The 25932-nt window shown below is 67.9% G+C and carries 22 protein-coding genes; 11 read left to right on the top strand and 11 right to left on the bottom strand.

Annotation, left to right across the window (positions count from 1 at the left end):
• Window positions 1–17 precede the first annotated feature (17 nt).
• Both EA796_RS14240 and EA796_RS14245 read right to left on the bottom strand, forming a co-directional pair.
• Window positions 18–1982, bottom strand: a complete 1965-nt coding sequence (locus EA796_RS14240) for a methyl-accepting chemotaxis protein (RefSeq protein ID WP_122109066.1) — start codon at window positions 1980–1982, stop codon at window positions 18–20.
• 104 nt (window positions 1983–2086) lie between these two features.
• The gene (locus EA796_RS14245; RefSeq protein WP_122109067.1) at window positions 2087–3700 is read right to left on the bottom strand and encodes a diguanylate cyclase; all 1614 of its coding nucleotides are present in this window, start codon (window positions 3698–3700) and stop codon (window positions 2087–2089) included.
• A gap of 266 nt (window positions 3701–3966) precedes the next feature.
• Here EA796_RS14245 and EA796_RS14250 point away from each other — a divergent pair, with 266 nt between their 5' ends.
• Window positions 3967–5028, top strand: a complete 1062-nt coding sequence (locus EA796_RS14250; protein ID WP_122109068.1) for a DUF2333 family protein — start codon at window positions 3967–3969, stop codon at window positions 5026–5028.
• Window positions 5028–5567 carry an NUDIX hydrolase gene (locus EA796_RS14255; RefSeq protein WP_122109069.1) on the top strand — a complete coding sequence of 180 codons (540 nt, stop codon included), beginning with the start codon at window positions 5028–5030 and terminating at the stop codon, window positions 5565–5567. Before EA796_RS14250 ends, EA796_RS14255 begins: the two co-directional genes overlap by 1 nt.
• Window positions 5568–5700: 133 nt before the next feature.
• On the opposite strand, the gene pta is transcribed toward EA796_RS14255, so the two are convergent.
• The 3 genes from pta to EA796_RS23460 are packed head-to-tail and all read right to left on the bottom strand — an operon-like array spanning window position 5701 to window position 9205.
• The gene (pta, locus tag EA796_RS14260; protein WP_122109070.1) at window positions 5701–7794 is read right to left on the bottom strand and encodes a phosphate acetyltransferase; all 2094 of its coding nucleotides are present in this window, start codon (window positions 7792–7794) and stop codon (window positions 5701–5703) included.
• A 55-nt stretch (window positions 7795–7849) separates the two neighbouring features.
• Complete coding sequence (locus EA796_RS14265; protein WP_122109071.1) at window positions 7850–9037, bottom strand: acetate kinase; 1188 nt, start codon at window positions 9035–9037, stop codon at window positions 7850–7852.
• Window positions 9038–9205, bottom strand: a complete 168-nt coding sequence (locus EA796_RS23460) for a DUF3565 domain-containing protein (RefSeq protein ID WP_256679215.1) — start codon at window positions 9203–9205, stop codon at window positions 9038–9040.
• A 141-nt stretch (window positions 9206–9346) separates the two neighbouring features.
• Here EA796_RS23460 and EA796_RS14275 point away from each other — a divergent pair, with 141 nt between their 5' ends.
• The 4 genes from EA796_RS14275 (at window position 9347) to clpB (ending at window position 14221) form a co-directional block, all read left to right on the top strand.
• The gene (locus EA796_RS14275) at window positions 9347–9832 is read left to right on the top strand and encodes a peptidylprolyl isomerase (protein ID WP_021446399.1); all 486 of its coding nucleotides are present in this window, start codon (window positions 9347–9349) and stop codon (window positions 9830–9832) included.
• A 239-nt stretch (window positions 9833–10071) separates the two neighbouring features.
• Window positions 10072–10566: a glutathione peroxidase gene (locus EA796_RS14280; protein ID WP_021446398.1), complete on the top strand. Its 495-nt coding sequence runs from the start codon at window positions 10072–10074 to the stop codon at window positions 10564–10566.
• Between the two features lie 231 nt (window positions 10567–10797).
• The gene (locus EA796_RS14290; RefSeq protein WP_122109073.1) at window positions 10798–11535 is read left to right on the top strand and encodes a nitroreductase family protein; all 738 of its coding nucleotides are present in this window, start codon (window positions 10798–10800) and stop codon (window positions 11533–11535) included.
• Window positions 11536–11656: 121 nt separating this feature from the next.
• Window positions 11657–14221, top strand: coding sequence for an ATP-dependent chaperone ClpB (gene clpB / locus EA796_RS14295; protein ID WP_122109074.1), 2565 nt, complete (start codon window positions 11657–11659; stop codon window positions 14219–14221).
• 251 nt (window positions 14222–14472) lie between these two features.
• Here clpB and dld read toward each other — a convergent pair whose 3' ends face one another.
• The 3 genes from dld to EA796_RS14310 form a co-directional block, all read right to left on the bottom strand.
• Window positions 14473–16206: a D-lactate dehydrogenase gene (gene dld / locus EA796_RS14300; protein ID WP_122109075.1), complete on the bottom strand. Its 1734-nt coding sequence runs from the start codon at window positions 16204–16206 to the stop codon at window positions 14473–14475.
• A 3-nt stretch (window positions 16207–16209) separates the two neighbouring features.
• Window positions 16210–17349 (bottom strand): FMN-dependent L-lactate dehydrogenase LldD, encoded by a 1140-nt coding sequence (lldD, locus tag EA796_RS14305; protein ID WP_122109076.1) that lies wholly within the window; start codon window positions 17347–17349, stop codon window positions 16210–16212.
• Between the two features lie 82 nt (window positions 17350–17431).
• Window positions 17432–19126 (bottom strand): L-lactate permease, encoded by a 1695-nt coding sequence (locus EA796_RS14310; protein WP_021446393.1) that lies wholly within the window; start codon window positions 19124–19126, stop codon window positions 17432–17434.
• A gap of 308 nt (window positions 19127–19434) precedes the next feature.
• Between EA796_RS14310 and EA796_RS14315 the strand changes: the two genes are divergently transcribed.
• The gene (locus EA796_RS14315) at window positions 19435–20208 is read left to right on the top strand and encodes an FCD domain-containing protein (RefSeq protein ID WP_122109077.1); all 774 of its coding nucleotides are present in this window, start codon (window positions 19435–19437) and stop codon (window positions 20206–20208) included.
• A 79-nt stretch (window positions 20209–20287) separates the two neighbouring features.
• Here the strand turns inward: EA796_RS14315 and smpB are convergent, their stop codons facing one another.
• Window positions 20288–20770 (bottom strand): SsrA-binding protein SmpB, encoded by a 483-nt coding sequence (gene smpB, locus EA796_RS14320; protein WP_021444625.1) that lies wholly within the window; start codon window positions 20768–20770, stop codon window positions 20288–20290.
• A gap of 126 nt (window positions 20771–20896) precedes the next feature.
• Here smpB and EA796_RS14325 point away from each other — a divergent pair, with 126 nt between their 5' ends.
• From EA796_RS14325 to EA796_RS14335, 3 genes are read left to right on the top strand one after another with little or no spacing between them, the layout of a single operon-like run.
• Entirely contained in the window at window positions 20897–22300 is a 1404-nt protein-coding gene (locus EA796_RS14325) for a sodium-dependent transporter (RefSeq protein ID WP_021444624.1), read from the top strand.
• A complete protein-coding gene (locus EA796_RS14330; protein ID WP_021444623.1) occupies window positions 22301–22735 on the top strand; it encodes a type II toxin-antitoxin system RatA family toxin in 435 nt (144 codons plus the stop codon).
• Window positions 22728–23048, top strand: a complete 321-nt coding sequence (locus tag EA796_RS14335) for an RnfH family protein (protein WP_122109078.1) — start codon at window positions 22728–22730, stop codon at window positions 23046–23048. The genes EA796_RS14330 and EA796_RS14335 overlap by 8 nt, the downstream gene beginning before the upstream one ends.
• A 59-nt stretch (window positions 23049–23107) precedes the next feature.
• Here the strand turns inward: EA796_RS14335 and EA796_RS14340 are convergent, their stop codons facing one another.
• Window positions 23108–23626: an outer membrane protein assembly factor BamE gene (locus EA796_RS14340; RefSeq protein WP_122109079.1), complete on the bottom strand. Its 519-nt coding sequence runs from the start codon at window positions 23624–23626 to the stop codon at window positions 23108–23110.
• 94 nt (window positions 23627–23720) lie between these two features.
• On the opposite strand from EA796_RS14340, the gene fur reads away from it, so the two are divergent.
• The gene (gene fur, locus EA796_RS14345; RefSeq protein WP_031303278.1) at window positions 23721–24125 is read left to right on the top strand and encodes a ferric iron uptake transcriptional regulator; all 405 of its coding nucleotides are present in this window, start codon (window positions 23721–23723) and stop codon (window positions 24123–24125) included.
• Between the two features lie 125 nt (window positions 24126–24250).
• On the opposite strand, the gene recN is transcribed toward fur, so the two are convergent.
• The gene (gene recN, locus EA796_RS14350; RefSeq protein ID WP_122109080.1) at window positions 24251–25927 is read right to left on the bottom strand and encodes a DNA repair protein RecN; all 1677 of its coding nucleotides are present in this window, start codon (window positions 25925–25927) and stop codon (window positions 24251–24253) included.
• Window positions 25928–25932: the final 5 nt, after the last annotated feature.

Here is a 25932-nt window from a genome sequence, read left to right on the forward strand (position 1 = left end):
AGTTTTTCCACCGCCTGTTAGACGCGAAAAACCTGCACCGCACTATGCAGCTGCCCGCCCAGGTGCAGCAGCTGCTCGCCCTGGTCGCGGCTGCGGCCGATGCGCTGCAGGTTGTCGCCGCCGAGCTGGTGGATGCGTTCGCCGTGCTCGCGGATTTCGCCGACCGCCTCGCTCTGCTGCGCGGTGGCGTCGGCGATGCGTTCGGCCATGCTGGCGATGGTGTGGATCGCCGCGACGATTTCGTCGAGCGCGCCGTCGGCCGCCTCGGCCTTGCCGGCGGTGGCCTCGGCGTGTTCGACCTGGGCGCGCATGGCGCTCACCGACTGGCGCGCGGCCTGCTGCAGGCGGCCGATCAGCTCCTGGATCTCGGCGGTGGCGCTGCCGGTGCGCTGCGACAGCGAACGCACCTCGTCGGCGACCACGGCGAAGCCACGGCCGGCTTCGCCGGCCCGCGCCGCCTCGATGGCGGCGTTGAGCGCGAGCAGATTGGTCTGCTCGGCGATGCCGCGGATCACCGTCAGCACGCTGCCGATGGTGGCGGTCTCCTCGGCCAGGCGCTCGATCGCCTGGGCGTTGTCCTGCACCTCGCCGACCAGCGCGTGCAGCCCTTCCAGGCTCTGGCCGATGACCCGCTGGCCCTGCTCCAGGGCGCGGTCGGCGTCGCGGCTGGCGTCGGCGGTCTGGCTGGCGTCCTGCGCCACCTGGCCGATGGTGGCTTCCAGTTCGCTCAGCGCGTCGCGGATCAGCGCGGTGTCGCCGGCCTGGCGCTCGGCGCCGGCATGCAGGCCGCCGCTGAGCTCGGCCAGGGTGCGACTGGAGCCGGCGACCTGCTCGGCGTGGCCGCGGATGCTGGCGACCAGCTCGACCAGGTAGCGGCGCAGGTGATTGAGCGAGTCCTCGATATCGCGCAGCTCGCGGGTGCGCGCGCCGATGGCGATGGGCGTGGCGAAGTCGCCGCGGGCCCATGCCGACAGCGCCGGCACCAGCTGGCTGAGCACCCGGGTCAGGCGCCGCTGGATGCTGTCGATGGTCAGCGCGATCAGCAGGATCAGGCCGATCATCAGGCCCTGGATCAGCCGCACGTCGCCCTGGATGCGCGCGTACTCGGCCTTGACCTGCGGCTCCAGGGCGGCCAGCGCCTGCTGCAGCTGGTCGATGCGCGCGCGGGTGGCGGCGGCCAGTTGCTGGCGCTGCTCGACCAGCTCGCGGGTGCGCTGCAGCTCGGCCGGGTAGCGGCGTACCAGGGCGGCGAAGTCGCGCTTGAGGGCGACGCCGCGATCTTCCGCCTGGCTGGCGCTGCTGTCGTCGGCCAGGCCGAGCAGGGCGGCGAAGCCGGCGCTGGCCGAGTCCGAAGCCTCCGCCACACCGAGCAGCGGCAGGCTGTCGAGGCGCCCGGCCTGCGCGCCGAGGGCCTTGAGTTCGCGTTCGATATCGGCCAGCAGCTCGTTGCGGCCCTGGGCAACGAAGCGGCCGCGGGCATGGCCCAGGCGCGTCAGGTGCTGGCTGGCGTCGAACAGCGGGCGGCGGTAATCCTGCGCTGACGCCCCCGTGGCCGAGTCGGCGTACTGCGCCAGCTGCTCCAGCGCGCCGCCCATCTCCCGTTCGGCCTGCAGCAGCAGGCCCTGTGGGTCGCCGGCCAGTTTGCCGGCGGCAAGCAGCTCGCCTGCGCTGAAGGTGCGCAATTGCTCCAGGCTCGGCCGCAGCTCCTCGGCCAGCGGCGCCGGCAGCTCGTCGAGCGCCAGCTCCAGGCCGTCGATGGCCTGGCCCGCGGCGCTGTGGCGCAGGGCGTCGCCGCTGGCCAGGTAGGCCTGGATATTGCCGGCCACGTCCTGCTGGAACTGCTGGGACAGCGCCAGGTAGCGCTCCATCAGCTGGAACGGCTGTTGCAGTGCGCGTTGCGACCACCACAGGGTCGCCGCCAGGGCGACGCAGACGGTGACCAGCAGCAGGGTGTTGAGATTGGTGAGCAGCTTGAGACGCATGGCGGGCTCGATCGACGGCTGAACGATGCCCGCGAGCCTATTGCGGTTTGGTTACAGGCTGATGACGTTGTGCGTTGCGTCACGTTCCGGCGACCGGCGAGCCTTCACGCGCCGCGGTACAGCTCCACCCGGTTGCGGCCGCCGTGCTTGGCCCGGTACAGCGCCTCGTCGGCCTGCTTGGACAGGGCGTTGCCGTCCAGGCCCGGCTGCAGCATGGCGATGCCGCAGCTGAAGGTGCAGGAGAGGTCCTGCGGCTGCGCCGGGTAGTGGATCTCGGCGAAGCGCTGGCGGATTTCCTCGAGCACCCGCAGCGCCGATTGCTCGTCGGTATCGGGCAGCACCACGGCGAATTCCTCGCCGCCGTAGCGGCCGATATGGTCGGTCTTGCGCAGGCGCTGCTTGAGAAACAGCGCCAGGCTCTTGATCACCCGGTCGCCCATGGGGTGGCCGTAGCTGTCGTTGACCCTCTTGAAGTGGTCGATGTCGAGCATGGCGAAGGCCAGCGGCTGCTCGTCGCGGCGCGCACGGAAGCAGGCGTCTTCCAGCAGCTGCAGGGTGTGGGTGTGGTTGTACAGGCCGGTCAGGCTGTCGCGCACCATGCGCGCCTTGAGGTTGCGCGCGCGGGCGGCGCGGTTGCGCACGGTGGCGATCAGATGGCGCGGCTTGATCGGCTTGGTGAGGAAATCGTCGCCGCCCTCGCTCATGGCGTCGAGCTGCTTGTCCAGGTCGTCCTCGGCCGACAGGTAGATGATCGGCACGCTGACGTAGCGGTCGTTGTGGCGGATCACCTTGGCCAGCTCGATGCCGCTGCACTCGGGCATGTACATGTCGAGGATGATCAGGTCGGGCTGGAACTCGGCCAGCGCGTCCATCGCCTGGATCGGCTCGGTCAGGGTGTGGGTGAGGATGCCGGCGCTGTTGAGCACGCGCTCGGTGTGGGTGGCCTGGGCCTTGGAGTCGTCGACGATCAGCACCTTGTAGGGATCGTACTGGGCGACGTGGGTCAGCACCTCGATGCGTTCGAGCAGACTGGAGGCGTCCAGCGAGCCGGTGAAGAACTCCTGGCCGCCGGCGCGCACCGCGGCCAGGCGGGTCGGCGTGTCGGTGTCGCGGTGGCTGAAGAACAGCAGCGGAATCTTCTGCTCCAGGCCCTGCTGCAGCGAGTCGGCCAGCGCCAGGCCGGCACCGGCGAAGTCGACGTCCATGACGATGGCGGCCGGGTGGCGCTCGGCGATGGCGGCGCGAAACGCCGCGGCGTCTGTCAGCGCCTGCGCGGCCAGGCCGAAGAACTCCAGCTGCTGGGCCAGGCGCTCGGCGCGGGCGGTGTCCTGCAGGGCCAGGTAGACCGGCTTGCGCAGCGGCGGCAGGAAGGTCTGCTCGAACGCGTCGCCGTGGCGCAGGCCGGTGCGCGACAGGCGCTGCATGGCCAGGTTGAGCTGGCCGATCAGGCTGCTGTTGAGGCGTCCGCGGTTGTCCGCCACCGCCATCAGGCTGGCGGCGATGGCCTCGGCCAGCTGGGCATGCTCGGCCTGCTCGAAGCGCTCGGCGTAGCGCAGCAGGCGCAGGTTGGCCTCGCCCAGTTCGGCCATGCCGGCGTCGTTCCATTCGCTGCGCTGCAGGCGCTGCCAGACTTCCAGCACCTGACGCGCTTGGTGGATCACGCGCTGGGCGAAGTGATGCTTGAGGCGATCGCGACTGGGATCCGGGTGCTCGGTCATGGGCCGACTTCTTTAAATGACTGGGTCAGTGGTGGCTCGATGCTATCACTTGGCGGCGGCGCTGACAGTGCCGCCGATCAATTGGCGTCGTGTTTTCTGTCGAATAGGCGACATAAACCTAGCTTTTTCCCACTGACTTGCCACCGGCGGTAAGTTTGCCCGTGCGCCCTGCGCTTTGCGGCGAGCTTGCCTTATAGTGCGGGACACGCAACCCGTTGTTCGGGGCGCGGTCGAACATTCGAATTTGCTGAAGGAAGGACACTGCCATGCTGGACTGGAAGAATCGCGCGGCGAGCTCGCCCGACGCCGCCGCCAAGGCCGCCACGTACGCAGGCGAGCGCAGCGGCGCCAGCCTGATCGGTCGCGCGGTCGGCGGACTGCTCGGCCTCTACCTGCTGCTGGCCCTGGTGGTCGGCTGGTACTGGAGTCAGGAGCCGTCGGCCTTCCCGGTGCAGCAGCGGGCCCAGGCCGCGGCGGAGCAGGCCAAGCGCCAGCTGGTCGGCGGCTACACCACGGTGGAGACCCTCAAGCAGGTGGCCGGCACCCTGCTGGACAAGCCCGGCGGCTACCTGTCCAACGACCTGGCGCCGCCCGGCCTGTGGCTGGACAACATGCCGAGCTGGGAATATGGCGTGCTGGTGCAGGTGCGTGACTTCTCCCGCGCCCTGCGCAAGGACTTCGCCCGCTCGCAGTCGCAATCCACCGAGGACCCGGACCTGGCCCAGGCCGAGCCGCGCTTTCACTTCGACAACAAGAGCTGGGCGCTGCCGGCCTCGGAGTCCGAGTACCGCGAAGGGATCAAGGCGCTGGATCGCTACCTGGCCCGCCTGGCCGATCCGAGCAAGCAGAACGCGCAGTTCTATACCCGCGCCGACAACCTCAACAACTGGCTGGGCGACGCCGGCACCCGCCTCGGCTCGCTGTCGCAGCGGCTGTCCGCCAGCGTCGGCCAGGTGCGCCTGAATACCGAGGTGCTGCCGAGCGAGCCGGACGCCACGGCGGTGGGCGAGGGCGGCATCTACGAGACGCCCTGGCTGCAGATCGACAACGTGTTCTACGAGGCGCGCGGCCAGGCCTGGGCACTGGCCCACCTGCTGCGCGCGGTCGAGGTGGATTTCGCCGACGTGCTGGCGAAGAAGAACGCCACGGTCAGCGTGCGGCAGATCATCCGCGAGCTGGAGGCGGCGCAGGAAACCCTGTGGAGCCCGATGATCCTCAACGGCAGCGGCTATGGCCTGCTGGCCAACCACTCGCTGGTGATGGCCAACTACATCTCACGGGCCAACGCGGCGATCATCGACCTGCGCCAGCTGCTGAGCCAGGGCTGATGGCGGCGATCTCCGAGGCGGAAGCGGCGCATCGCGCCGCCTCCGACGCCGAGCGGGTGGCCTGGGTCGACGAACAGGACCGGCCGCTCGGCGGGGTGTCGCGCGCCGAGCTGCGCGAGCGCCGGTTGATCGGCCGCGGCACCTATATCCTGCTGTTCAACTCGGCCGGCCTGCTCTGCGTGCACCGGCGCACCCTGAGCAAGGCGCTGTATCCCGGCTACTGGGACGTGGCCGCCGGCGGCATGGTGCTGGAAGGCGAGGCATACGCCGAGTCGGCCGAGCGCGAACTGGCCGAGGAATTGGGCATAGTCGGCGCCGAGCTGGTCGAGCATGCGCATTTTCTCTACGACACCCCGGAAAGCCGGCTGTGGTGCATGGCCTACTCGGCGGTATCCGACGCGCCGCTGGTGTTGCAGCCGGAAGAAGTGCTGGAGGCGCGCTTCATCAGCGTCGAGCAGGCGCTGGAGGAGACCCGCCGCTTGCCCTATTGCCCGGATTCGCTGGCGGCATTGCAGCGTTATCTGGTCGCCCGCCGGTAGATACCGTCTTGGGGCTCACCTCGCGATAGCGAGTGCCCGCTCAAAGGCCGACCGGATTCCATCACGCCGTGCGCGCCAATGAGCGAGCGGCGAACAGCCGGCGCCAGGCGCCCCTGTGTCCATGCCTGGCGCTTCAGTTCGGCAGGTTGGCCGCCTGGATCGCGGTCAGCGCGATGGTGTAGACGATGTCGTCGACCAGGGCGCCGCGCGACAGGTCGTTCACCGGCTTGCGCAGGCCCTGCAGCATGGGGCCGACGCTGATGCAGTCGGCGCTGCGCTGCACCGCCTTGTAGGTGGTGTTGCCGGTGTTCAGGTCGGGGAACACGAACACCGTGGCACGCCCGGCCACCGGGCTGTTCGGTGCCTTCTGCCGGCCGACGCTGTCGATGGCGGCGGCGTCGTACTGCAAGGGCCCGTCGAGCAGCAGGTCGGGGCGCATCTCGCGCGCCAGGCGGGTGGCGGCGCGCACCTTCTCCACCTCCTCGCCGCTGCCGGAGTCGCCGGTGGAGTAGCTGAGCATGGCCACCCGCGGGGTGATGCCGAAGGCTTGCGCCGAGTCGGCGCTCTGCAGGGCGATCTCGGCCAGTTGTTCGGCGTTGGGGTCGGGGTTCACCGCGCAGTCGCCGTAGACCAGCACCTGATCCGGCAGCAGCATGAAGAACACCGAGGACACCAGGTTGTAGCCCGGCGCGGTCTTGATCAGCTGCAGCGCCGGGCGGATGGTGTTGGCGGTGGTGTGGATGGCGCCGGAGACCAGGCCGTCCACCTCGTCCAGGGCCAGCATCATGGTGCCCAGCACCACCGTGTCCTCCAGTTGCGCCTCGGCCATCGGTGCGTTGAGGCCCTTGCCCTTGCGCAGCTCGACCATGGGTTCGACGTAGCGCCCGCGGATCAGGTCCGGGTCGAGAATCTCCAGGCCCGCCGGCAGCTCGATGCCCTGGGCGCGGGCGACGGCGTGGACGGCGTCGGGCTTGGCCAGCAGCACGCAGCGGGCGATGCCGCGCGCCTGGCAGATCGCCGCCGCCTGCACGGTGCGCGGCTCGCTGCCCTCGGGCAGGACGATGCGCTTGGCCGCGGCCTTGGCCCGCTGCACCAACTGGTAGCGGAACGCCGGCGGCGACAGGCGCAGCTCGCGCGGCGTGCCGCAGCGGGTGGCCAGCCAGTCGTGGTCGATATGCCCGGCGACGAAGTCGGCGACCTTCTCCGCGCGCTCGCGGTCGTCCACCGGGATTTCCTTGTTCAGGCGGTTGAGGTTGGTGGCGGTGTCGTAGGAGCCGGTGCCCACCGTCATCACCGGCAGGCCGCTGGCCAGGGCGCCGCGGCACAGCTCCATGATGCGCGGGTCGGGGGCGAAGTCGCTGCACAGCAGCAGGCCGGCCAGTGGCACGCCGTTCATCGCCGCCAGCGCGGCGGAGAGGATGATGTCGTCGCGGTCGCCCGGGGTCACCACCAGGGTGCCGGGCTTGAGCAGCTGCACGCTGTTGGCCACGGCGCGGGCGCAGAGCACGATCTTCAGCATGCGCCGCTGCTCGTACCCGCCGGCGTTGAGGATGCGCGCGCCGAGCAGTTCGGCGACGTCCTTGGTGCGCGGCGCGTTGAGTTCCTCCTGCCAGGGGATGCAGCCGAGCAGGCGGAAGTCGGCGGTCTTGAGCAGCGGCGAGAGTTCCTGCAGGCGTTCGGCGAAAGCCGCCACGCCCTGTTCGCTGCGTACCTTGTTGAGGATCACGCCGAGCACCTTGGGGTCCTTCGGCCCGCCGAACAGCTGGGCCTGGATCTCGATGCGGTCGGACAGCTCGGTGAGGCTCTCGTCCTCCGGCGCGCTGACCAGGATCACGTCGGCGTCCAGGCTCTTGGCCAGGTGGAAGTTGACCCGCGCGGCGTAGCTGGCGTGACGGGTCGGCACCATGCCCTCGACTATGACCACGTCCTTGTCCACTGCGGCCCGTTGGTAGAGGCTGATGATCTCCTCGAGCAATTCGTCGAGCTGGCCGTCGCCGAGCATGCGTTCGACATGGCCGAGCGACAGCGGCTTGGGCGAGTTGAGGCCATGGGTGCGGGCGATCAGCTCGCTGGAGCGCTCCGGGCCCTCGTCGCCGGCATGCGGCTGGGCGATCGGCTTGAAGAAGCCGACCTTGAGGCCGCTGCGTTCCAGGGCGCCGACCAGGCCGAGGCTGATGGAGGTGAGGCCGACGCCGAAGCCGGTGGGGGCGATAAAGAAGGTATGCATGGTCTCTCCAGATATGGGGGCGCTGAGCGCAGCGAAGCCCAGCGGCGATTCGGGCTCAGGCGTCGAGCAGGGCCAGGGTGTCCAGGGCGATCTGCCGCTCCTCGTTGGTCGGCACCACCAGCACCCGCGGACTGCCGTCGGCCTGGATGGCGCCGGCGGCGCCGCGCACGCAGCGGGCGTTGGCCGGCTGGTCCAGGTGCAGGCCGAGCAGGCGCAGGTGGTCGACGGTCTTGCTGCGGATCAGCGGCGAGTTCTCGCCGATGCCGCCGGTGAACACCAGGCCGTCCAGCCGCGGCAGGGCGCAGCTCATGGCCGCCAGCGACTTGGCCAGGCGGTAGCAGAACACCTCGATGGCCAGGCTGGCGCCGGCATGGCCCTGCTCGCGCGCCTGTTCCAGGGCGCGCATGTCGTTGGACAGGCCGGACAGGCCGAGCAGGCCGCTGTCCTTGTTGAGCATGCTGTCGATCTGCTCCAGGCTCCAGCCCAGGGCGCGCGCCAGGTGGCTGTGCAGGTTGGGATCGACGTCGCCGCTGCGGGTGCCCATCACCAGGCCTTCCAGCGGGGTCAGGCCCATGCTGGTGTCGCGGCTCTGGCCGTCGACTATGGCGCAGGTGGAGCAGCCGTTGCCCAGGTGCGCCACCAGCCAGCTGCTGTCGCCCACGGCCAGGCCGGCCAGTTCCGCGGCGCGGCGGCTGACGTAGCGGTGGCTGGTGCCATGGAAGCCGTAGCGGCGCACGCCGTGCTCGCGGTACAGCGCCTCCGGCACGGCGTAGCGGTAGGCGTATTCGGGCAGGGTCTGGTGGAAGGCGGTGTCGAACACCGCGACCTGCACCAGGTTGGGGAACAGCTTCATCGCCGCCTCGATGCCCAGCAGGTTGGCCGGGTTGTGCAGCGGCGCCAGCGGCGCGGTCTGGCGGATGGCCAGCAGGCTGATCTCGTCCAGCCGGCTGGCGGCGGTGAAGCGCTCGCCGCCGTGCACCACGCGATGGCCGATGCCGTGCAGCTCGCCGCCGGCGGCGCGTTGCACCAGCGGCAGCAGCTGGGAGAGCGCCAGGCGGTGGTCGGCGCCGGGGATCATCAGGCTGTCCCGGGTTTCGCCCTGCTGCCAGTGCAGGGCCGCCTCCGGGCTGCCCAGGCGCTCGGCCAGGCCGCTCAGGGGGAATGGCTCCTGGGCTTCGTTGACCAGGGCGAACTTGATCGACGAACTGCCACAGTTGATCACCAGAATATTGCGTGCAGGCATTTAGGCTTCCTTGAAATCATCGTTCGGCCGTCCCGTAGCGCACCAGCCGCAGGGAAAGGCGCTGCCTAAGCGGGCCTGGCGCTGTTCGGGGTCGAGCACCCAGGGGCGATTCTGCCAGGGCGGGCGGTGACGCAGGTGCTGAGTATGGCCGCAGGACAAGACTGCCACCCAGTCGCCGTGCTCGTCCTGACGGAAGTCAAGCAGGCGCGGCGCCCCTGCCGCCGGCCGTTTGTCCGGGCTCGGGTCGCATTCGCCTGCGGCCTTGGTTAAACTCGCTCGTTCATCATTCTTCTGCAAAAGGTCTCACCCATGCTGATCGCCGCCAACAAGGCCGTCTCCATCGACTATACCCTGACCAACGATGCCGGTGAGGTGATCGACAGCTCGGCTGGCGGCGCGCCGCTGGTCTATCTGCATGGTGCGGGCAACATCATCGCCGGTCTGGAAAAGGCCCTGGTCGGCAAGCAGGTCGGCGACGAGCTGGACGTCTCGGTCGAGCCGGAAGAGGCCTACGGCGAATACAGCGCCGAACTGGTCGCCACCCTCAGCCGCGCCATGTTCGAAGGCGTCGACGAGCTGGAAGTGGGCATGCAGTTCCACGCCTCCGGCCCGGACGGCAGCATGCAGATCGTCACCATCCGCGATCTGGACGGCGACGACGTGACCGTCGACGGCAACCACCCGCTGGCCGGCCAGCGCCTGAACTTCAAGGTCAAGGTGGTCAATGTGCGCGACGCCAGCGCCGAGGAAGTGGCCCACGGCCATATCCACGGCGAAGGCGGTCACCACCACTGATCGGCAGGGCGTGCGGATCGTCCGAAACGACCTCCGGTCGTTCCATCATGGCGATCCGCTGCTAAGCTGAATCTTGCGAAGAAGGCGCCGATAGGCGCCTTTTTTGTCGCAGGCCAGCGTTGCCTGCCACCCGCGGGCCGTCGCCGGCGCGTCGAAAAACGCACCAGGCGTTTTGTGCGCGCAGGCCATCGCTGGTCGCCTTGTGGGCCGTCGCGCCGAATCTGTCGAGGAAGTCCATCATGAGTGCTTTTCACGATCTCAACCTGCGTGCGCTGGATGGCCAGGACCTGCCGCTGGCGCCTTACAAGGGCCAGGTGGTGCTGGTGGTCAACGTCGCCTCCAAGTGCGGCCTGACTCCGCAGTACGCCGGGCTGGAAAAGCTCCATCAGCAGTACAAGGGCAAGGGCTTCACCGTGCTCGGCCTGCCGTGCAACCAGTTCGCCGGGCAGGAGCCGGGCAGCGAGGAGGCGATCCGCGAATTCTGCAGCCTCAACTACGGGGTGACCTTTCCCCTGGGCAGCAAGCTGGAGGTCAACGGCCCCGGCCGCCACCCGCTGTATCGCCTGCTGGCCGGCGAAGGCGCGGAGTTTCCCGGCGACATCACCTGGAATTTCGAGAAGTTCCTGGTCGGCCAGGACGGCCGGGTGCTGGCGCGCTTTTCGCCGCGCACCGCGCCGGACGATCCGGCGCTGATGCAGGCCATCGAGAAGGCGCTCGGCCTGGCAGACCGCTGAAAAACTACCTGCGTTGGCAATCCTGCGTTAAAAGCGGCCTCAAAATGCTCATTTACAGCACGTAAACTCCGCTTTTTCGGCCGCTTTTGCCTTGTCTTGCCTGCCTCGCCTACGTTTTTCAACGGCCCGCTGTAACGGCGAATCGGCCAATCCGCCGGCCGTTTCGACGGCCAGCCTTGTTCCCCGCTCCTCTCGGCGGCTTAATCGGGCGATCTGCCGAGGAGTCCGCCCATGACCAGTTTCCCCCGCGACCCCGACGAGGCCATGGCCTCGCCGGCCGCCCTGCGCGCGCTGATCGAAAGCCGTCGCGCGGTGCGCCGTTTCACCGCCGAGCCGGTGCCGGAGGCGGTGATCCGCGACTGCCTGGAACTGGCGGTGCTGGCGCCGAACTCCTGCAACCTGCAGCCCTGGAGTTTTCAGGTGATCCGCGAGCCGGCACTGCTGGCACAGCTGCACCCGGTGTGCATGAGCCAGCACGCCGCCCGCGCGCCGCTGATCATCGCCGTGCTGGCGCGCCCGGATACCTGGCGCCAGGCCTGCCGGCAGATCGTCGAGCACTGGCCGGAAGCCGAGGTGCCGGCGCGCATCCGCCACTTCTACGGCAAAACCGCGCCGTTCCAGTACAACCAGGGCCCGCTGGGCCTGCTCGGCCTGTTCAAGCGCCAGCTGGTGCGCCTGCTGGCGCTGCGCAAGCCGCTGATGCGCAGGCCCAACAGCCGCGCCGAGATGCGCCTGTGGGCGACCAAGTCCACCGCCCTGGCGGCGCAGAATCTGATGCTGGCGTTCCACAGTCACGGCTACGCCACCTGCCCGATGGAGGGCTTCGACGAGGTGCGCCTGCGCCGGGTGCTGGAGATTCCGCGCCAGGCCATTCCGATCATGCTGCTGGCGGTCGGTCGCCAGGGCGAGAGGGGCGTGTACAACCCGCGCCTGCGCTTTGCGCTGGAGCAGCAGGTGACCTGGCGCTGACCTGGATCAAGGCGTCCCGGCTTGAATACGGCGTAATCGTCCTCATCTAGTCTTCATCTCGGCGGGTTTCTGTATCCGGGGATTGTGGTCCCGGCCCGCTTTTCTAGAAGGAAGGACATCTATGCGTATCGACCGTTTGACCAGCAAGTTGCAACTTGCCCTCTCCGATGCCCAGTCCCTGGCCGTGGGCATGGACCACGCCGCCATCGAGCCGCTGCACCTGCTGCAGGCGCTGCTGGAGCAGCAGGGCGGTTCGATCAAGCCGCTGCTGATGCAGGTGGGCTTCGACATCGCCAGCCTGCGCCAGGGTCTGACCCGCGAACTCGACCACCTGGGCAAGCTGCAGAACCCCACCGGCGACATCAACCTGTCGCAGGACCTGGCGCGCCTGCTCAACCAGGCCGACCGCCTGTCGCAGCAGCGCGGCGACCAGTTCATCTCCAGCGAGCTGGTGCTGCTTGCGGCGATGGATGAGAACACCAAGCTGGGCAAGCTGCTGCTGGCCCAGGGCGTGTCGAAGAAGGCCCTGGAGAACGCCATCGCCAACCTGCGCGGCGGCCAGGCGGTCAACGACCCCAACGTCGAGGAGTCGCGCCAGGCCCTGGACAAGTACACCGTCGACCTGACCAAGCGCGCCGAGGAGGGCAAGCTCGACCCGGTGATCGGCCGCGATGACGAGATCCGCCGCACCATCCAGGTGCTGCAGCGCCGCACCAAGAACAACCCGGTGCTGATCGGCGAGCCCGGCGTGGGCAAGACCGCCATCGCCGAGGGCCTGGCCCAGCGCATCGTCAACGGCGAGGTGCCCGACGGGCTCAAGGACAAGCGCCTGCTGTCGCTGGACATGGGCTCGCTGATCGCCGGCGCCAAGTTCCGCGGCGAGTTCGAGGAGCGCCTCAAGGCGGTGCTGGGCGAGCTGTCCAAGCAGGAAGGGCGGATCATCCTGTTTATCGACGAGCTGCACACCATGGTCGGCGCCGGCAAGGCCGAGGGCGCCATGGACGCCGGCAACATGCTCAAGCCGGCGCTGGCGCGCGGCGAGCTGCACTGCGTCGGCGCCACCACCCTGGACGAGTACCGCCAGTTCATCGAGAAAGACGCCGCGCTGGAACGGCGCTTCCAGAAGGTGCTGGTGGACGAGCCCTCCGAGGAGGACACCATCGCCATCCTGCGTGGCCTCAAGGAGCGCTACGAGGTGCACCACGGCGTGACCATCACCGACGGCGCGATCATCGCCGCGGCCAAGCTCAGCCATCGCTATATCACCGACCGCCAGCTGCCGGACAAGGCCATCGACCTGGTGGATGAGGCCGCCAGCCGCATCCGCATGGAGATCGACTCCAAGCCGGAGGCCCTCGACCGTCTGGATCGCCGCCTGATCCAGCTGAAGATCGAGCGCGAGGCGCTGAAGAAGGAAGAGGACGAGGCCACCAAGAAGCGCTTCGTCAAGCTGGAGGAGGACATCGCCAAGCTGGAGCGCGAATACGCCGACCTGGAGGAAATCTGGAAGTCGGAGAAGGCCGAGGTGCAGGGCTCGGCGCAGATCCAGCAGAAGATCGAGCAGGCCAAGGCCGACCTCGAGGCGGCGCGGCGCAAGTCCGACCTGCAGCGCATGGCCGAGCTGCAGTACGGCATCATCCCCGACCTGGAGCGCAGCCTGCAGATGGTCGATCAGCACGGCAAGAGCGAGAACCAGCTGCTGCGCAACAAGGTCACCGACGAAGAAATCGCCGAGGTGGTGTCGAAGTGGACCGGCATCCCGGTGAGCAAGATGCTCGAGGGCGAGCGCGAGAAACTGCTGAAGATGGAAGGCCTGCTGCACCAGCGGGTGATCGGCCAGGACGAGGCGGTGGTGGCCGTGGCCAACGCCGTGCGCCGCTCCCGCGCGGGGCTGGCCGACCCCAACCGGCCGAGCGGCTCGTTCCTCTTCCTCGGCCCCACCGGGGTGGGCAAGACCGAGCTGTGCAAGGCGCTGGCCGAGTTTCTCTTCGACACCGAGGAAGCGCTGGTGCGCATCGACATGTCCGAATTCATGGAGAAGCACAGCGTGGCGCGGCTGATCGGTGCGCCGCCCGGCTATGTCGGCTATGAGGAGGGCGGTTACCTGACCGAGGCGGTGCGGCGCAAGCCTTACTCGGTGGTGCTGATGGACGAGGTAGAGAAGGCCCACCCGGACGTGTTCAACGTGCTGCTGCAGGTGCTCGAAGACGGCCGCCTGACCGACAGCCACGGGCGCACCGTGGACTTCAAGAACACTGTGATAGTCATGACCTCCAACCTCGGCTCGGCGCAGATCCAGGAGCTGGTCGGCGACCGCGAGGCGCAGCGCGCGGCGGTGATGGATGCGGTGAGCAGCCATTTCCGCCCCGAGTTCATCAACCGTATCGACGAGGTGGTGGTGTTCGAGCCGCTGGGCCGCGAGCAGATCGCCGGCATCGCCGAGATCCAGCTCAAACGTCTGCGTGGCCGCCTGGCCGAGCGTGAGCTGAGCCTGGAACTGACCCCCGAGGCGCTCGACAAGCTGATCGCCGTCGGCTACGACCCGGTCTACGGTGCGCGGCCGCTGAAGCGGGCGATCCAGCGCTGGATCGAGAACCCGCTGGCGCAGCAGATCCTGGCTGGCGCCTTCGCTCCGGGTGCGCTGGTGCATGCCAAGGTGGAGGGCGAGGAGATCGTCTTCGCCTGATTGCGCTCGATGTAAAAACAAGGCCCGCCAAATTGGCGGGCCTTTGCTTTTGCGCGGGAAATCGGTCAGGCGGCCCCGGATTGCATCCGGGCTACGGAACTGTTCAATTGAGGGTCGGCCGGACGCGATCAGGCCCCTCGCCCCACTGGGGAGAGGGTTAGGGAGAAGGGAGAACTGACAGCCCGTATGGCGGATGTGGCTTTTTACATCCGCCGCAATGGTGGATCGATAAAGCGTGATCCACCCTACGCTCAATGCTCCTTTCCGCAGCAGCCACCCCAGTGCTTCTGCTTCGAGGTATGGCCGATGCCGGGGTTGAAGCTGTTGGTCGGGTCGAGTTCGCGGTAGAAGCCGGCCAGCGCCGGTTTGGCCACGTACAGGTGGCCGACGTTGTGCTCGGCCGGGTACTCGGCGCGGCGCTCGTCCAGCAGCGCCCACATGCGGTGCTCCATCGCCAGCGGGTCGACGCCTTTCTTGACGATGTAGTCCTGGTGGAACACGTGGCAGAAGAAGTGCCCGTAGTAGAGCTTGTGCACGATCTGCTCTTCCAGCTCGGCGGGCAATTTTTCGACCCAGTCGCGGTCGTTGCGGCGCAGGGCGATATCCAGCGCGACTATGTCTTCCACGCTGCCGCGGTGCGCCTCGCGGTAGCGGATCGCCGCGCCGGCGATGGCGAAACGGTGGAGGAAGGCCTTGCGTCCCTCCTCGGCGTCGCACTCGAAGAAGGCGCCGCTGGTGCTGCCGGCGAAATACTCGGCGAGAAAGGCGCGGGTCTGCTCCAGGGTGTCGTTGGACACCCGCAGCAGCAGGTGATGCTCGTAGCGCTCGCGGTACTCGCGCATGCGCTTGGGTAGGTGGCTGGGCAGCAGGTTCATCGCCGCCTGCAGCACGCGATCGGTCACCCCGCGCAGGCCGAAGCGTTCGAAGAAGCCGTCGATGCGGCTCTTCAGGGCGAAGGCGGCCGGCACCCTGGCGGTGCCGAACTTGTCGATCACCAGGAAGCTGTCCTTGCCGTACTTCTCGCCGATGTCGAAGGCGGTACGGTGGATGTATTCGCCGGCGATCGGCAGGCGCGGCAGGTGGGTGAGCAGGTGGCGGCGCACCTCGGTGAGGTCGTGCGGGTCGTTGCTGCCGATATAGAACACCGTGCTCGGCTCCTTGGGGAAGGTGTCCAGGCGCACGGCGAACAGGCACAGCTTGCCGGCCGAGCCGGAGGCCTCGAACAGCCGCGAGGGGTCGGCGTTGAAGCGTGCCGGGGTGTCGGCATCGACGTCGCGCACGTGTTCGCCGTAGCGTGCGTCGGAGGCCTTGGCGGTCGCCTCGTTGCGGATCTGTTGCGGACCGTAGTCGCCGTTCTGCAGGCGGGTGAGGATTTCCTCGGGGTTGTCGCCCAGCTCGATGCCCAGGTGATTGACCAGCTGCAGCGTGCCGTCGTCTCGCACCTGGGCGTACAGCGCCAGCTCGGTGTAGGCCGGGCCGCGGCGCACCAGGGCGCCGCCGGAGTTGTTGCAGATGCCGCCGAGCACCGAGGCGCCGATGCAGGACGAGCCGATCACCGAATGCGGCTCGCGGTTGAGCGGCGCCAGCGCCTGCTCCAGGCGGTCGAGGGTGGCGCCGGGCAGGCACACCACCTGCTCGCCGTCGTTGATCAGCTGCACGCCGGCGATGCGCAGGGTGCTGATCAGCACGATCTCGCGGTCGTAGTCGTCGCCGTCCGGGGTCGAGCCGCCGGTCAAGCCGGTGTTGGCCGCCTGCATGATGACGATGCGGTCGGCCGCCACCGCCGCCTGCAGCACCCGCCATTGCTCCAGCAGCGAGCCGGGGCGCACCACCGCCAGGACGCTGCCCTGGCCGCTGCGGTGGCCCTTGCGAAAGCGCCGGGTGGCCTGCTCGTCGGTCAGCACGTAGGCGTCGCCCACCACCTGGCGCAGCTGCGCCAGCAGGGTGGCCGAGGCGACGCTTGCGATCTCCTGTGCGGCGCCCATGGCCTAGCGCTCCTTGACCAGCGAATCGCGGTTGATCTCGGCGATCGACTTGGCACCGGTGAGCACCATGGCCACGCGCATTTCCTTCTCGATCAGCTCCAGCAGGTTGCTCACCCCGGCGCCGCCGGCGGTGGCCAGGGCGTAGACGAAGGCGCGGCCGAGCAGCACGCTGTCGGCGCCGAGGGCGAGCATGCGCACCACGTCCAGACCGGTGCGGATGCCGGAGTCGGCGAGGATCTTCAGCTCGCCCTTGACCGCATCGGCGATGGCCGGCAGGGCGCGGGCGCTGGACAGCACGCCGTCGAGCTGACGGCCGCCGTGGTTGGACACCACTATGCCGTCGGCGCCGAACTTGACTGCGTCGCGGGCGTCGTCGGCGTCGAGGATGCCCTTGATCACCATCGGCCCTTCCCAGAAGTCGCGGATCCACTGCAGATCCTTCCAGGAAATCGACGGGTCGAAGTTGGCGCCCAGCCAGCCGATGTAGTCGGCCAGGCCGGTGGGGTTGCCGCGGTAGGTGGAGATATTGCCCAGGTCGTGCGGCTTGCCCAGCAGGCCGACGTCGAGCGCCCAGCTCGGGTGGGTCATGGCCTGCAGCATGCGCCGCAGCGGCGCGTTGGGGCCGCTCATGCCGGAGTGGGCGTCGCGGTAGCGCGCCCCGGGCACCGGCATGTCGACGGTGAACACCAGGGTGCTGACGCCGGCGGCTTTGGCCCGCTCCAGCACGTTCTTCATGAAGCCGCGGTCCTTCAGCACGTAGAGCTGGAACCACATGGGCCTGTCGATGGCCGGCGCCACCTCCTCGATCGGGCACACCGACACCGTGGACATCGTGAAGGGGATGCCCTTGGCCGCCGCCGCCTTGGCCGCCTGCACCTCGCCGCGCCGCGCGTACATGCCGGTCAGGCCGACCGGGGCCAGGGCCACCGGCATTGCCAGCTGCTCGCCGAACAGCTCGGTGGACAGATCCAGCGCCGACATGTCCTTGAGCACCCGCTGGCGCAGGGCGATGTCGGCCAGGTCGGCGACGTTGCGCCGCAGGGTGTGCTCGGCGTAGGCGCCGCCGTCGAGGTAGTGGAACAGGAAGGGCGGCAGCTTGCGCTGCGCGGCGGCGCGGTAGTCGGTGGAGGCAGAAATGATCATGAACTCATCCTGTGCTGAAAAGGGGGGCGTGGGGCCGTAATACGCGCGCCCCGACGGGTCGGGGCGCGCGGGGCGGCGGCGGTCAGTGGGCGATCAGCGGGTCGCTGACGCCCAGGGCATAGATCGCCACCATCGCGATGACTCCAGTAAAGAACACGTAGTACAGGGTCGGCCAGATGGTCTTGCGCAGGGTGCTGCCCTCGCGGCCGAGCAGGCCGACCGTGGCCGAGGCCGCCACCACGTTGTGGATCGCCACCATGTTGCCGGCGGCGGCGCCGATGGCCTGCACGGCGACGATCAGCGCGCCGGAGATGCCCAGGCTGCTGGCCACGCCGAACTGGAACTGGCTGAACATCATGTTGCTCACCGTGTTGGAACCGGCGATGAAGGCGCCCAGGGCACCGATGCTCGGCGCCAGCAGCGGGTAGATGCCGCCGACGCTGTCGGCCACCCAGCGCGCCATGAGGATCGGCATGCTGGCCAGCTCGGCGCCATTGACTCCGGAGTTGATCAGGATGCGCACCATCGGCACGGTGAACAGCAGCACGAAGCCGGCGCTGAGCAGCACGCTGGACGACTCCTTCACCGCGGCGGTGAGTTCGCGCAGCTTCATGCCGTGCAGGAAGAAGGTGGCCAGCACCACGGCGACCAGAATGCCGCCCGGCAGGTACAGCGGCTGGAAGTTGGCGCCGATGCCGGCCTCGCCGAGCAGGTCGGGGAAGTTCACCACCACCGCCTTGAGCGCATTGCCGACCTCGGGGAACACCCGGCTGATCACCAGCAGCACGCCGACCAGCACGTAGGGCAACCAGGCGCGCAGGGCGCTCATCGGCTTGGCGGTGAGCTCGTCCAGCTTCATCTCGACGCTGCCCAGCCATTCGCTCGGCCACTTGTCGGCCGGGGCGAAATCCCAGGTGGTCTTAGGTACCAGGAAGCCGAAGCGGGCGGCGCTGGTGACGATGGCCAAGCCGATCAGTCCGCCGAGCAGCGAGGGGAATTCCGGGCCGAGGAACACGCCGGTGGCGGCGTAGGGCAGGACGAAGGCGAGGCCGGCGAAGATCGCGAACGGCAGCACTTCCAGGCCGGCCTTCCAGCTTTTCTCCTGACCGAAGAAGCGGGTCAGCATCATCGCCATCACCAGCGGCATGACCACGCCGACCGTGGCATGGATGATCGCCACCTGGCTGGTGATCAGCTGCAGGAACTGCGCCCAGCTCGAGCCCTGCTCGAGCAGCTGCGCGCCGATGCTGGCGGTGTCCAGGCCGGTGTTGACGCCGACGATGATCGGCGTGCCGACCGCGCCGAAGGACACTGGCGTGCTCTGCACCAGCATGCCCATCAGCACCGCGGCCATGGCCGGGAAGCCGATGGCCACCAGCAGCGGCGCGGCGATGGCGGCCGGGGTGCCGAAGCCGGAGGCGCCCTCGATGAAGCAGCCGAACAGCCAGGCGATGATGATCGCCTGGATGCGCCGGTCGGGGCTGATGGTGGCGAAACCGGCGCGGATCGCGGTGATGCCGCCGGAATGCTTGAGAGTGTTGAGCAGCAGGATGGCGCCGAAGATGATCCACAGCAGGCCGAGGGTGATCAGCAGGCCCTGCAGGGTCGAGGCCAGCACGCGGTTGAAGCTCATGTCCCAGGCGAACAGGCCGACCGCGGCAGTGATCAGGTAGACCAGCGGCATGGCGTGCTTGGCTGGCCAGCGCAGGCCGATCAGCAGCACGGCGGCCAGCAGGATGGGGGAGAACGCCAGCAGGGCGAGAATTCCGTTGGACATGGGGCTCACTCCGCGGCGAGGCGCACGCGGCGCAGTGGGGACGAAGCGGTGGCGGGCAGACGTGCGGCGCTATGGGGGTTCATGGCGTGACCTCGACGACTCGTTCTTGTTATCGGCATGGATTAATTGGTAAGACCAATTTACAAAGTTGCCGGCTCAGGTTAAAAGTCGATCAATGACCTGTCAAATCGTCGGGCTAAGACTTTGGTCGTAGAGGCTCGTCTTGTCCGCGTTCGGCCTGGGCGATAGGCTTGCGCCTCAGGGCCAGGCCTGCTGGTGGCCTGGTCAAACCAATGGAGAAGTTCGGGATGGAAGTAGGGCAGGTGCGGCAGCGCCGTTTATCGGACGATATCGTCGCGCAACTGGAAACCATGATCCTCGAAGGCACCCTGCGTGCCGGCGAGCGCCTGCCTGCCGAGCGCACCCTGGCCGAACAGTTCGGCGTGTCGCGCCCGTCGCTGCGCGAGGCGATCCAGAAGCTGGTGGCCAAGGGCCTGCTGGTCAGCCGCCAGGGCGGCGGCAACTACGTCGCCGAATCGCTCGGCTCCACCTTCAGCGACCCGCTGATGCAGCTGCTGGAAAACAAGGAGGACGCCCAGCGCGACCTGCTGGAGTTCCGCCACACCCTGGAAGGCTCCTGCGCCTACTACGCGGCCAAGCGCGCCACCGATATCGACCGCCAGCGCCTGACCGAGGCGTTCCAGGCGCTGCAGGACTGCTACACGCGGGTCGGCAAGGTCACCCGTGCCGAGGAGGGCGCCGCCGATGCGCGCTTCCACCTGGCCATCGCCGAGGCCAGCCACAATGCCGTGCTGCTGCACACCATCCGCGGTCTGTTCGACCTGCTCAAACGCAACGTGGTGACCAATATCGGCGGCATGTACGCCCAGCGCGAGGAGACTCGCGACATGCTGATCAGCCAGCACCGCGCGCTGTACGAGGCGATAGTCGAGGGCCGCGCCGAGGACGCCCGGGCGCTGTCGGATCGGCATATCGACTACGTGCAGGAAGTGCTGGCGGAAGTGCGGCTGGAGGCACGCCGGGTGGAGCGGGCGCAGCGGCGCGGCGCGGTCAGGCCCTAGGGCGCCAGCGCACCGGCCTGGTGCTGCGGGCGTACAGGGGCGCGCGGCCTGGGCGGCGCCGCGACACCCTGCTGAGTGCTCAGTCGTCCTTGCCCTTGCTGCGCATGGCGCGCTGCACTTCGCGGTCGGCGTCGCGTTCCTTCTCGACATGGCGCTTGTCGAAGTCCTTCTTGCCCTTGGCCAGGGCGATCTCGCACTTGACCAGGTGCTGCTTCCAGTACAGCGACAGCGCCACGCAGGTGTAGCCCTTCTGCTGCACCGAGCCGAACAGCTTGTCCAGCTCGCGCTTGTTCAGCAGCAGCTTGCGGGTACGGGTCGGGTCGGCGATGACGTGGGTGCTGGCGGTCTGCAGCGGGGTGATGTGCGCCCCCATCAGCCAGGCCTCGTCGTCCTTGAGCAGCACGTAGCTGTCCACCAGCTGCGCCTTGCCGGCGCGCAGGCTCTTCACTTCCCAACCGGACAGCACCAGGCCGGCCTCGAACTTGTGTTCGATGAAGTAGTCGTGCAGCGCCTTCTTGTTCAGCGCGATGGTGCCTTGGGGATGTTTCTTTTGCTTAGCCATAGGGCGCGCATTATAGGGAGTCGCCAACGCCTGCGCTATGGGCGGAGCCGGCGCCGAACTTGAGCCCATGCAGCGAATCTCCGACAATGCGCGATCTTTTTTCCCGCAGCATGGGTTTGGCCGCATATGGCGAACGACAAAGTCTCGATTCACGGTGCCTGGGCCAGTCGCTGGGTGTTCATCCTGGCGGCCACCGGCTCGGCGGTCGGCCTCGGCAATATCTGGAAGTTTCCCTACATGACCGGGGTCTACGGCGGCGGGGCCTTCGTCGTCATGTACCTGTTCTGCATCGCCCTGGTCGGCGTGCCGATCATGCTGGCCGAGACCCTGATCGGCCGCCGCGGCCGGCAGAGTCCGGTCAACGCCATGAAGAGCCTGGCCGTCGAGGCCGGTGCCTCGAAGCACTGGTCGCTGGCGGCGCTGGTGGGCATGGTCGCCGCGTTGCTGATCCTGTCGTTCTACAGCGTGGTGGCCGGCTGGTCGCTGGACTACATCCTGGGCATGGGCCGCGGCGATTTTACCGGGGTCACGGCCGACGGCGCCGGCGCCGCCTTCGGCGGCCTGACCGGCGATCCCTGGCGCCTGACCCTGTGGCACAGCCTGTTCATGCTGCTCACCGCCGTGGTCATCGCCAAGGGCGTGGTCGCCGGCCTGGAGCGCAGCCTGCGCATCATGATGCCGCTGCTGTTCGTCCTGCTGCTGGTGCTGCTGGGTTACAGCTTCACCACTGGGCACTTCTGGCAGGGCTTCGACTTCCTCTTCCATTTCGATCCGAGCAAGGTGCAGGACGGCATCCTCGCCGCCATGGGCCATGCCTTCTTCACCCTCAGCGTCGGCGTCGGTTCGATCATGGTCTACGGCGCCTACATGCCGAAGCGGGCCTCGATCGGTGCCACGGTGCTCACCGTCGGCGTGCTCGACACCCTGGTGGCGCTGACCGCGGGGCTGGCGCTGTTTCCCATCGTCTTCGCCGCCGGCCTGGAGCCGGGCGGCGGTCCGGGCCTGATGTTCGTCACCCTGCCCATTGCCTTCGGCAATATCGCCTTCGGCCAGGTCATGGGGCTGATCTTCTTCGTGCTGGTGGCGGTGGCGGCCTGGAGTTCGTCGATCTCCATGCTCGAGCCGGCGGTGGCCTACTTCGTCGAGAAGACCGCGCGCAGCCGCGCGCAGGTGACCGCCGTGCTGGCGCTGCTGTGCTGGCTGGTGGGCATGGGCACCGTGCTGTCGTTCAACCTCTGGGCCGAGGCCAAGTTCTTCGTCTTCGCCGATGACGGCTTCCACCTGCTGCAGTGGGGCGCCGAGGGCGGCAAGACCTTCTTCGACAGCATCGACTACCTCACCAGCCGCATCCTGCTGCCGCTGGGCGGGCTGTCCTTCGCCCTGTTCGCCGGTTGGGTGCTGAGCCGCGACGCGGTGCGCGAAGAGCTGGCGATCAGAAGTCCGCTGCTGTTCAATCTGGCCCTCTGGCTGATTCGCGTGGTGGCGCCGATCGGCGTGCTGATCGTCTTTGTCGCGGAGCTGAGCAAATAAATGACCACGCGCATCCAACGCTCGGCGCTGTTGCCCTATCCGGCGCAGGCACTGTTCGACCTGGTCAACGACGTGGCCAGCTATCCCGAATTCCTGCCCTGGTGCCGCGCCAGCCAGGTGCTGGAGGTCAGCGAGGTCCATATGCTGGCCAGCCTGGAGGTGGCCAAGGGCAGCCTCAGCCAGCGCTTCGTCACCCGCAACACGCTGCAGCCCGGGCAGCGCATCGAGATGAACCTGCAGGAGGGCCCGTTCACCCGCCTGCACGGCGTTTGGGAGTTCAAGGCGCTCGGCGACAAGGCCTGCAAGATCAGCCTGGACCTCTCCTTCGACTATGCCGGCCCGCTGGTGCGCGCTACCCTGGGGCCTCTGTTCAACCAGGCGACCAACACCCTGGTCGACGCCTTCTGCCAAAGGGCCAAGCAGCTGTATGGATAAGCGCAACATCGCCATCGAAGTGGTCTACGCCCTGGCCGACAAGCAAAAACTGTTACGCCTGTCGGTGCCGGCCGGCACCACGGTGCGCGAGGCGGCGCTGCTCTCGGGCATGCAGCAGCATTTTCCCGGCCTCGACCTGCAGCAGGCGCCGCTGGGCATCTTCGGCAAGGCGGTGGCCAAGCCCGAGGAGCGGGTGCTGGAGGAGGGCGAACGGGTGGAAATCTACCGGCCGCTGATCGCCGACCCCAAGGAAGTGCGCAAACAGCGTGCGGCCAAGGCCAAGGCGAAAGAAGAAGGCGGAGAGCAGGCCTGAGAGGCGCTCGCCAGACATAAAAAAGCCCGGATCGCTCCGGGCTTTTTTATGTCTGGGTGTTACTGCGGATCGGTATCCAGTGGCTCCGGTACCGGTACCGGTACGGTCTCCACCTGGTCCACTTCGCGCTGGATCTGCTCCAGCAGCGAGCCCGGTACGGGCGGGGTTTCGTCCTGTTGCTGCGGCTGGGCTTGCGGGGTGGTCACGCCGCTGTCCTCGCCGAGAATCGCCTGGTCGCGGCTGACGCCGGGCATGAAGTCGCCGGCCAGGCCGACCAGTTGATCGTTGCCGTCGAACACCAGGCTGACGCGCTCCTGCAGGCGCTGAGTGCCGCCCGGCTGGATGCTGTAGAGGTAGTCCCAGCGGTCGGCGTGGAAGGTGTCGGTGATCAGCGGATTGCCCATGATAAACCGCACTTGGCGTCGGGTCATTCCCGGGCGCAGCTGGTCTATCATGTCCTGTGTCACGACATTGCCCTGTTGGATGTCGATCTTGTAAACCCCGGGGAATGAACAACCGGCGAGTGCGAAGAGCCCGGTCAGCGACAGGCTGGTCAGCAAGAGCTTGGTTTTTTGCATCGGAGGGTGACTTCCACTATCTTGGGCAACTTGAACCCCGGATCATACCCGTATTGAAGGGTGCTGCGAAGCAGCATCCATGAGAAAGCAGACCATGGTTGAAAATAGCGAACTGCGCAAAGCTGGACTGAAAGTGACTCTGCCACGGGTGAAAATCCTGCAGATGCTCGACAACGCCGAGCACCGTCACATGAGTGCGGAAGACGTCTACAAGGCGCTGATGGAAGCCGGCGAAGACGTCGGCCTGGCCACCGTGTACCGCGTGCTGACCCAGTTCGAAGCGGCCGGCCTGGTAGTGCGCCACAACTTCGACGGCGGTCACGCGGTGTTCGAGCTGGCCGACAGCGGCCACCACGACCATATGGTCTGCGTGGATTCCGGCGAAGTGATCGAGTTCTTCGATGCGGAGATCGAGAAGCGCCAGAAGGAGATCGTCAAGGAGCACGGTTTCGAACTGGTGGATCACAATCTGGTGCTGTACGTGCGCAAGAAGAGCTGATGCTTCTGCTGCAATGAAAAAGGCGACCCGAGGGTCGCCTTTTTGTTTTTCGGTTTTCCGTTGCCCGGATGAAGGCCGGCGGGCCATGCCGAGCATTGCCGGATCGCATCCGGGCCAGGCTCCGCTTAGGCGGCCTGGGCCTTGCTCACCATCTTGCGCGCGTGGGCCAGGGATTCCTTGGTCAGATCGACGCCGCCGAGCATGCGCGCGATTTCCTCGATACGGCCGTCGTTGTCCAGCTTGCTCACCGCCGTGGCAGTGGCGTCCTCGTCGCGGCGCTTGTGCACGAACAGGTGCTGATGGCCCTGCGCGGCCACCTGCGGCAGGTGGGTGACGCACAGCACCTGGCCGCGTTCGCCGAGGCGACGCAGCAGCTGGCCGACCACTTCGGCGGTGGGGCCGCCGATACCGACGTCCACTTCGTCGAACACCAGGGTCGGCACGCGCGAGGTCTGCGCGGTGATCACCTGGATTGCCAGGCTGATGCGCGACAGTTCGCCGCCCGAGGCCACCTTGGCCAGCGCGCGCAGCGGCTGGCCGGGGTTGGCGCTGACCAGGAACTCCACGCTCTCCAGGCCGCCGGCCTGCGGCTCGTCGCTGTCCAGCGGTTGCAGCTGGATGCTGAAACGCCCGCCGGGCATGCCCAGCGCCTGCATCTCCTGCTCCACCGCGGCGCTCAGGCGTGCGGCGGCCTGGGCGCGCAGGGCGCTGAGTTCTTCGGCCTTTTCCCGGTAGTGGCGGGCGTAGGCGGCCAGCTCCTCGGCCAGGCGCTCGCCGGCCTGGTCGTCGGCGTTCAGCCCTTCCAGCTCCTCGAACAGTTGCTGCTGCAGGGCGGCCAGTTCGCCGGGCTGGATGCGGTGCTTGCGCGCCAGGGTGTAGATGCTGTCCAGGCGTTCTTCCAGGTATTGCTGGCGCTCGGGGTCGGCGTCGAAGTGATCGAGGAAGCGGTTCAGCTCGCCGACCGCTTCTTCCACCTGGATCTGTGCGCTGGCCAGCAGGTTGCTGGCTTCGCCGAGGGCGCCGCCCTGGCCGGCGAAGCCGCCGAGACGATTGAGGCTGGCGGTTAGTGCCGACAGCACGTTGCCGGCATCGCTCTCGCTGCACAGCTCCAGCACCTGACGGCAGGCGCCGAGCAGAGCTTCGGCGTTGCTCAGGGCCTTGTGCTCCTGTTCCAGCTGTTCCAGTTCGTGCTCGCCCAGGGCCAGGTTGTCCAGTTCTTCCAGCTGGTAGCTGAGCAATTGATGGCGGGCGCGTTGCTCGTCGCCCTGACTGGAAACGCGCTGCAGCTCGTTGCGCGTCTGCTTCCAGCGCTGTGCGGCCAGTTGCACCTGGCGCGCCAGCTCCTGGCTGGCGGCGTATTCGTCGAGCAGGCGGCGATGGGTGTCGGTCTTCAGCAGCGACTGGTGCTCGTGCTGGCTGTGGATATCGATCAGCAGCTCGCCGAGGGCCTTGAGGTCGCCCTGCGGGCAGGGGCTGCCGTTGATGTAGCCGCGCGAGCGGCCCTCGGCGGTGATCACTCGGCGCAGGATGCACGGGCCGTCGTGGTCCAGGTCGCGTTCGGCGAGCCAGGCGCGGGCTTCGGCGATGTCGCTCAGGTCGAAGCTGGCGAGGATGTCCGCCTTGTCGCTGCCGGGGCGCACCACGCCGCTGTCGGCGCGGTCGCCTAGGCACAGGCCGAGGGCGTCGAGCATGATCGACTTGCCGGCGCCGGTCTCGCCGCTGATGGCGCTCATGCCGCGGTCCAGCTCGAGATCGAGGTGGTCGACGATGGCGTAGTTGTGAATGGACAGGTGCACCAGCATGGCGA

Origin of the sequence: Pseudomonas sp. AOB-7 (assembly GCF_003696305.1) — a bacterium.
Lineage (GTDB): Bacteria > Pseudomonadota > Gammaproteobacteria > Pseudomonadales > Pseudomonadaceae > Aquipseudomonas.

Excerpts from the sequence above, each read along its gene's own strand:
- EA796_RS14240 (WP_122109066.1), bottom strand. The coding sequence starts at position 1,982 with ATGCGTCTCAAGCTGCTCACCAATCTCAACACCCTGCTGCTGGTCACC.
- EA796_RS14245 (WP_122109067.1), bottom strand. The coding sequence starts at position 3,700 with ATGACCGAGCACCCGGATCCCAGTCGCGATCGCCTCAAGCATCACTTC.
- EA796_RS14250 (WP_122109068.1), top strand. The coding sequence starts at position 3,967 with ATGCTGGACTGGAAGAATCGCGCGGCGAGCTCGCCCGACGCCGCCGCC.
- EA796_RS14255 (WP_122109069.1), top strand. The coding sequence starts at position 5,028 with ATGGCGGCGATCTCCGAGGCGGAAGCGGCGCATCGCGCCGCCTCCGAC.
- pta (WP_122109070.1), bottom strand. The coding sequence starts at position 7,794 with ATGCATACCTTCTTTATCGCCCCCACCGGCTTCGGCGTCGGCCTCACC.
- EA796_RS14265 (WP_122109071.1), bottom strand. The coding sequence starts at position 9,037 with ATGCCTGCACGCAATATTCTGGTGATCAACTGTGGCAGTTCGTCGATC.
- EA796_RS14275 (WP_021446399.1), top strand. The coding sequence starts at position 9,347 with ATGCTGATCGCCGCCAACAAGGCCGTCTCCATCGACTATACCCTGACC.
- EA796_RS14280 (WP_021446398.1), top strand. The coding sequence starts at position 10,072 with ATGAGTGCTTTTCACGATCTCAACCTGCGTGCGCTGGATGGCCAGGAC.
- EA796_RS14290 (WP_122109073.1), top strand. The coding sequence starts at position 10,798 with ATGACCAGTTTCCCCCGCGACCCCGACGAGGCCATGGCCTCGCCGGCC.
- clpB (WP_122109074.1), top strand. The coding sequence starts at position 11,657 with ATGCGTATCGACCGTTTGACCAGCAAGTTGCAACTTGCCCTCTCCGAT.
- dld (WP_122109075.1), bottom strand. The coding sequence starts at position 16,206 with ATGGGCGCCGCACAGGAGATCGCAAGCGTCGCCTCGGCCACCCTGCTG.
- lldD (WP_122109076.1), bottom strand. The coding sequence starts at position 17,349 with ATGATCATTTCTGCCTCCACCGACTACCGCGCCGCCGCGCAGCGCAAG.
- EA796_RS14310 (WP_021446393.1), bottom strand. The coding sequence starts at position 19,126 with ATGTCCAACGGAATTCTCGCCCTGCTGGCGTTCTCCCCCATCCTGCTG.
- EA796_RS14315 (WP_122109077.1), top strand. The coding sequence starts at position 19,435 with ATGGAAGTAGGGCAGGTGCGGCAGCGCCGTTTATCGGACGATATCGTC.
- smpB (WP_021444625.1), bottom strand. The coding sequence starts at position 20,770 with ATGGCTAAGCAAAAGAAACATCCCCAAGGCACCATCGCGCTGAACAAG.
- EA796_RS14325 (WP_021444624.1), top strand. The coding sequence starts at position 20,897 with ATGGCGAACGACAAAGTCTCGATTCACGGTGCCTGGGCCAGTCGCTGG.
- EA796_RS14330 (WP_021444623.1), top strand. The coding sequence starts at position 22,301 with ATGACCACGCGCATCCAACGCTCGGCGCTGTTGCCCTATCCGGCGCAG.
- EA796_RS14335 (WP_122109078.1), top strand. The coding sequence starts at position 22,728 with ATGGATAAGCGCAACATCGCCATCGAAGTGGTCTACGCCCTGGCCGAC.
- EA796_RS14340 (WP_122109079.1), bottom strand. The coding sequence starts at position 23,626 with ATGCAAAAAACCAAGCTCTTGCTGACCAGCCTGTCGCTGACCGGGCTC.
- fur (WP_031303278.1), top strand. The coding sequence starts at position 23,721 with ATGGTTGAAAATAGCGAACTGCGCAAAGCTGGACTGAAAGTGACTCTG.
- recN (WP_122109080.1), bottom strand. The coding sequence starts at position 25,927 with ATGCTGGTGCACCTGTCCATTCACAACTACGCCATCGTCGACCACCTC.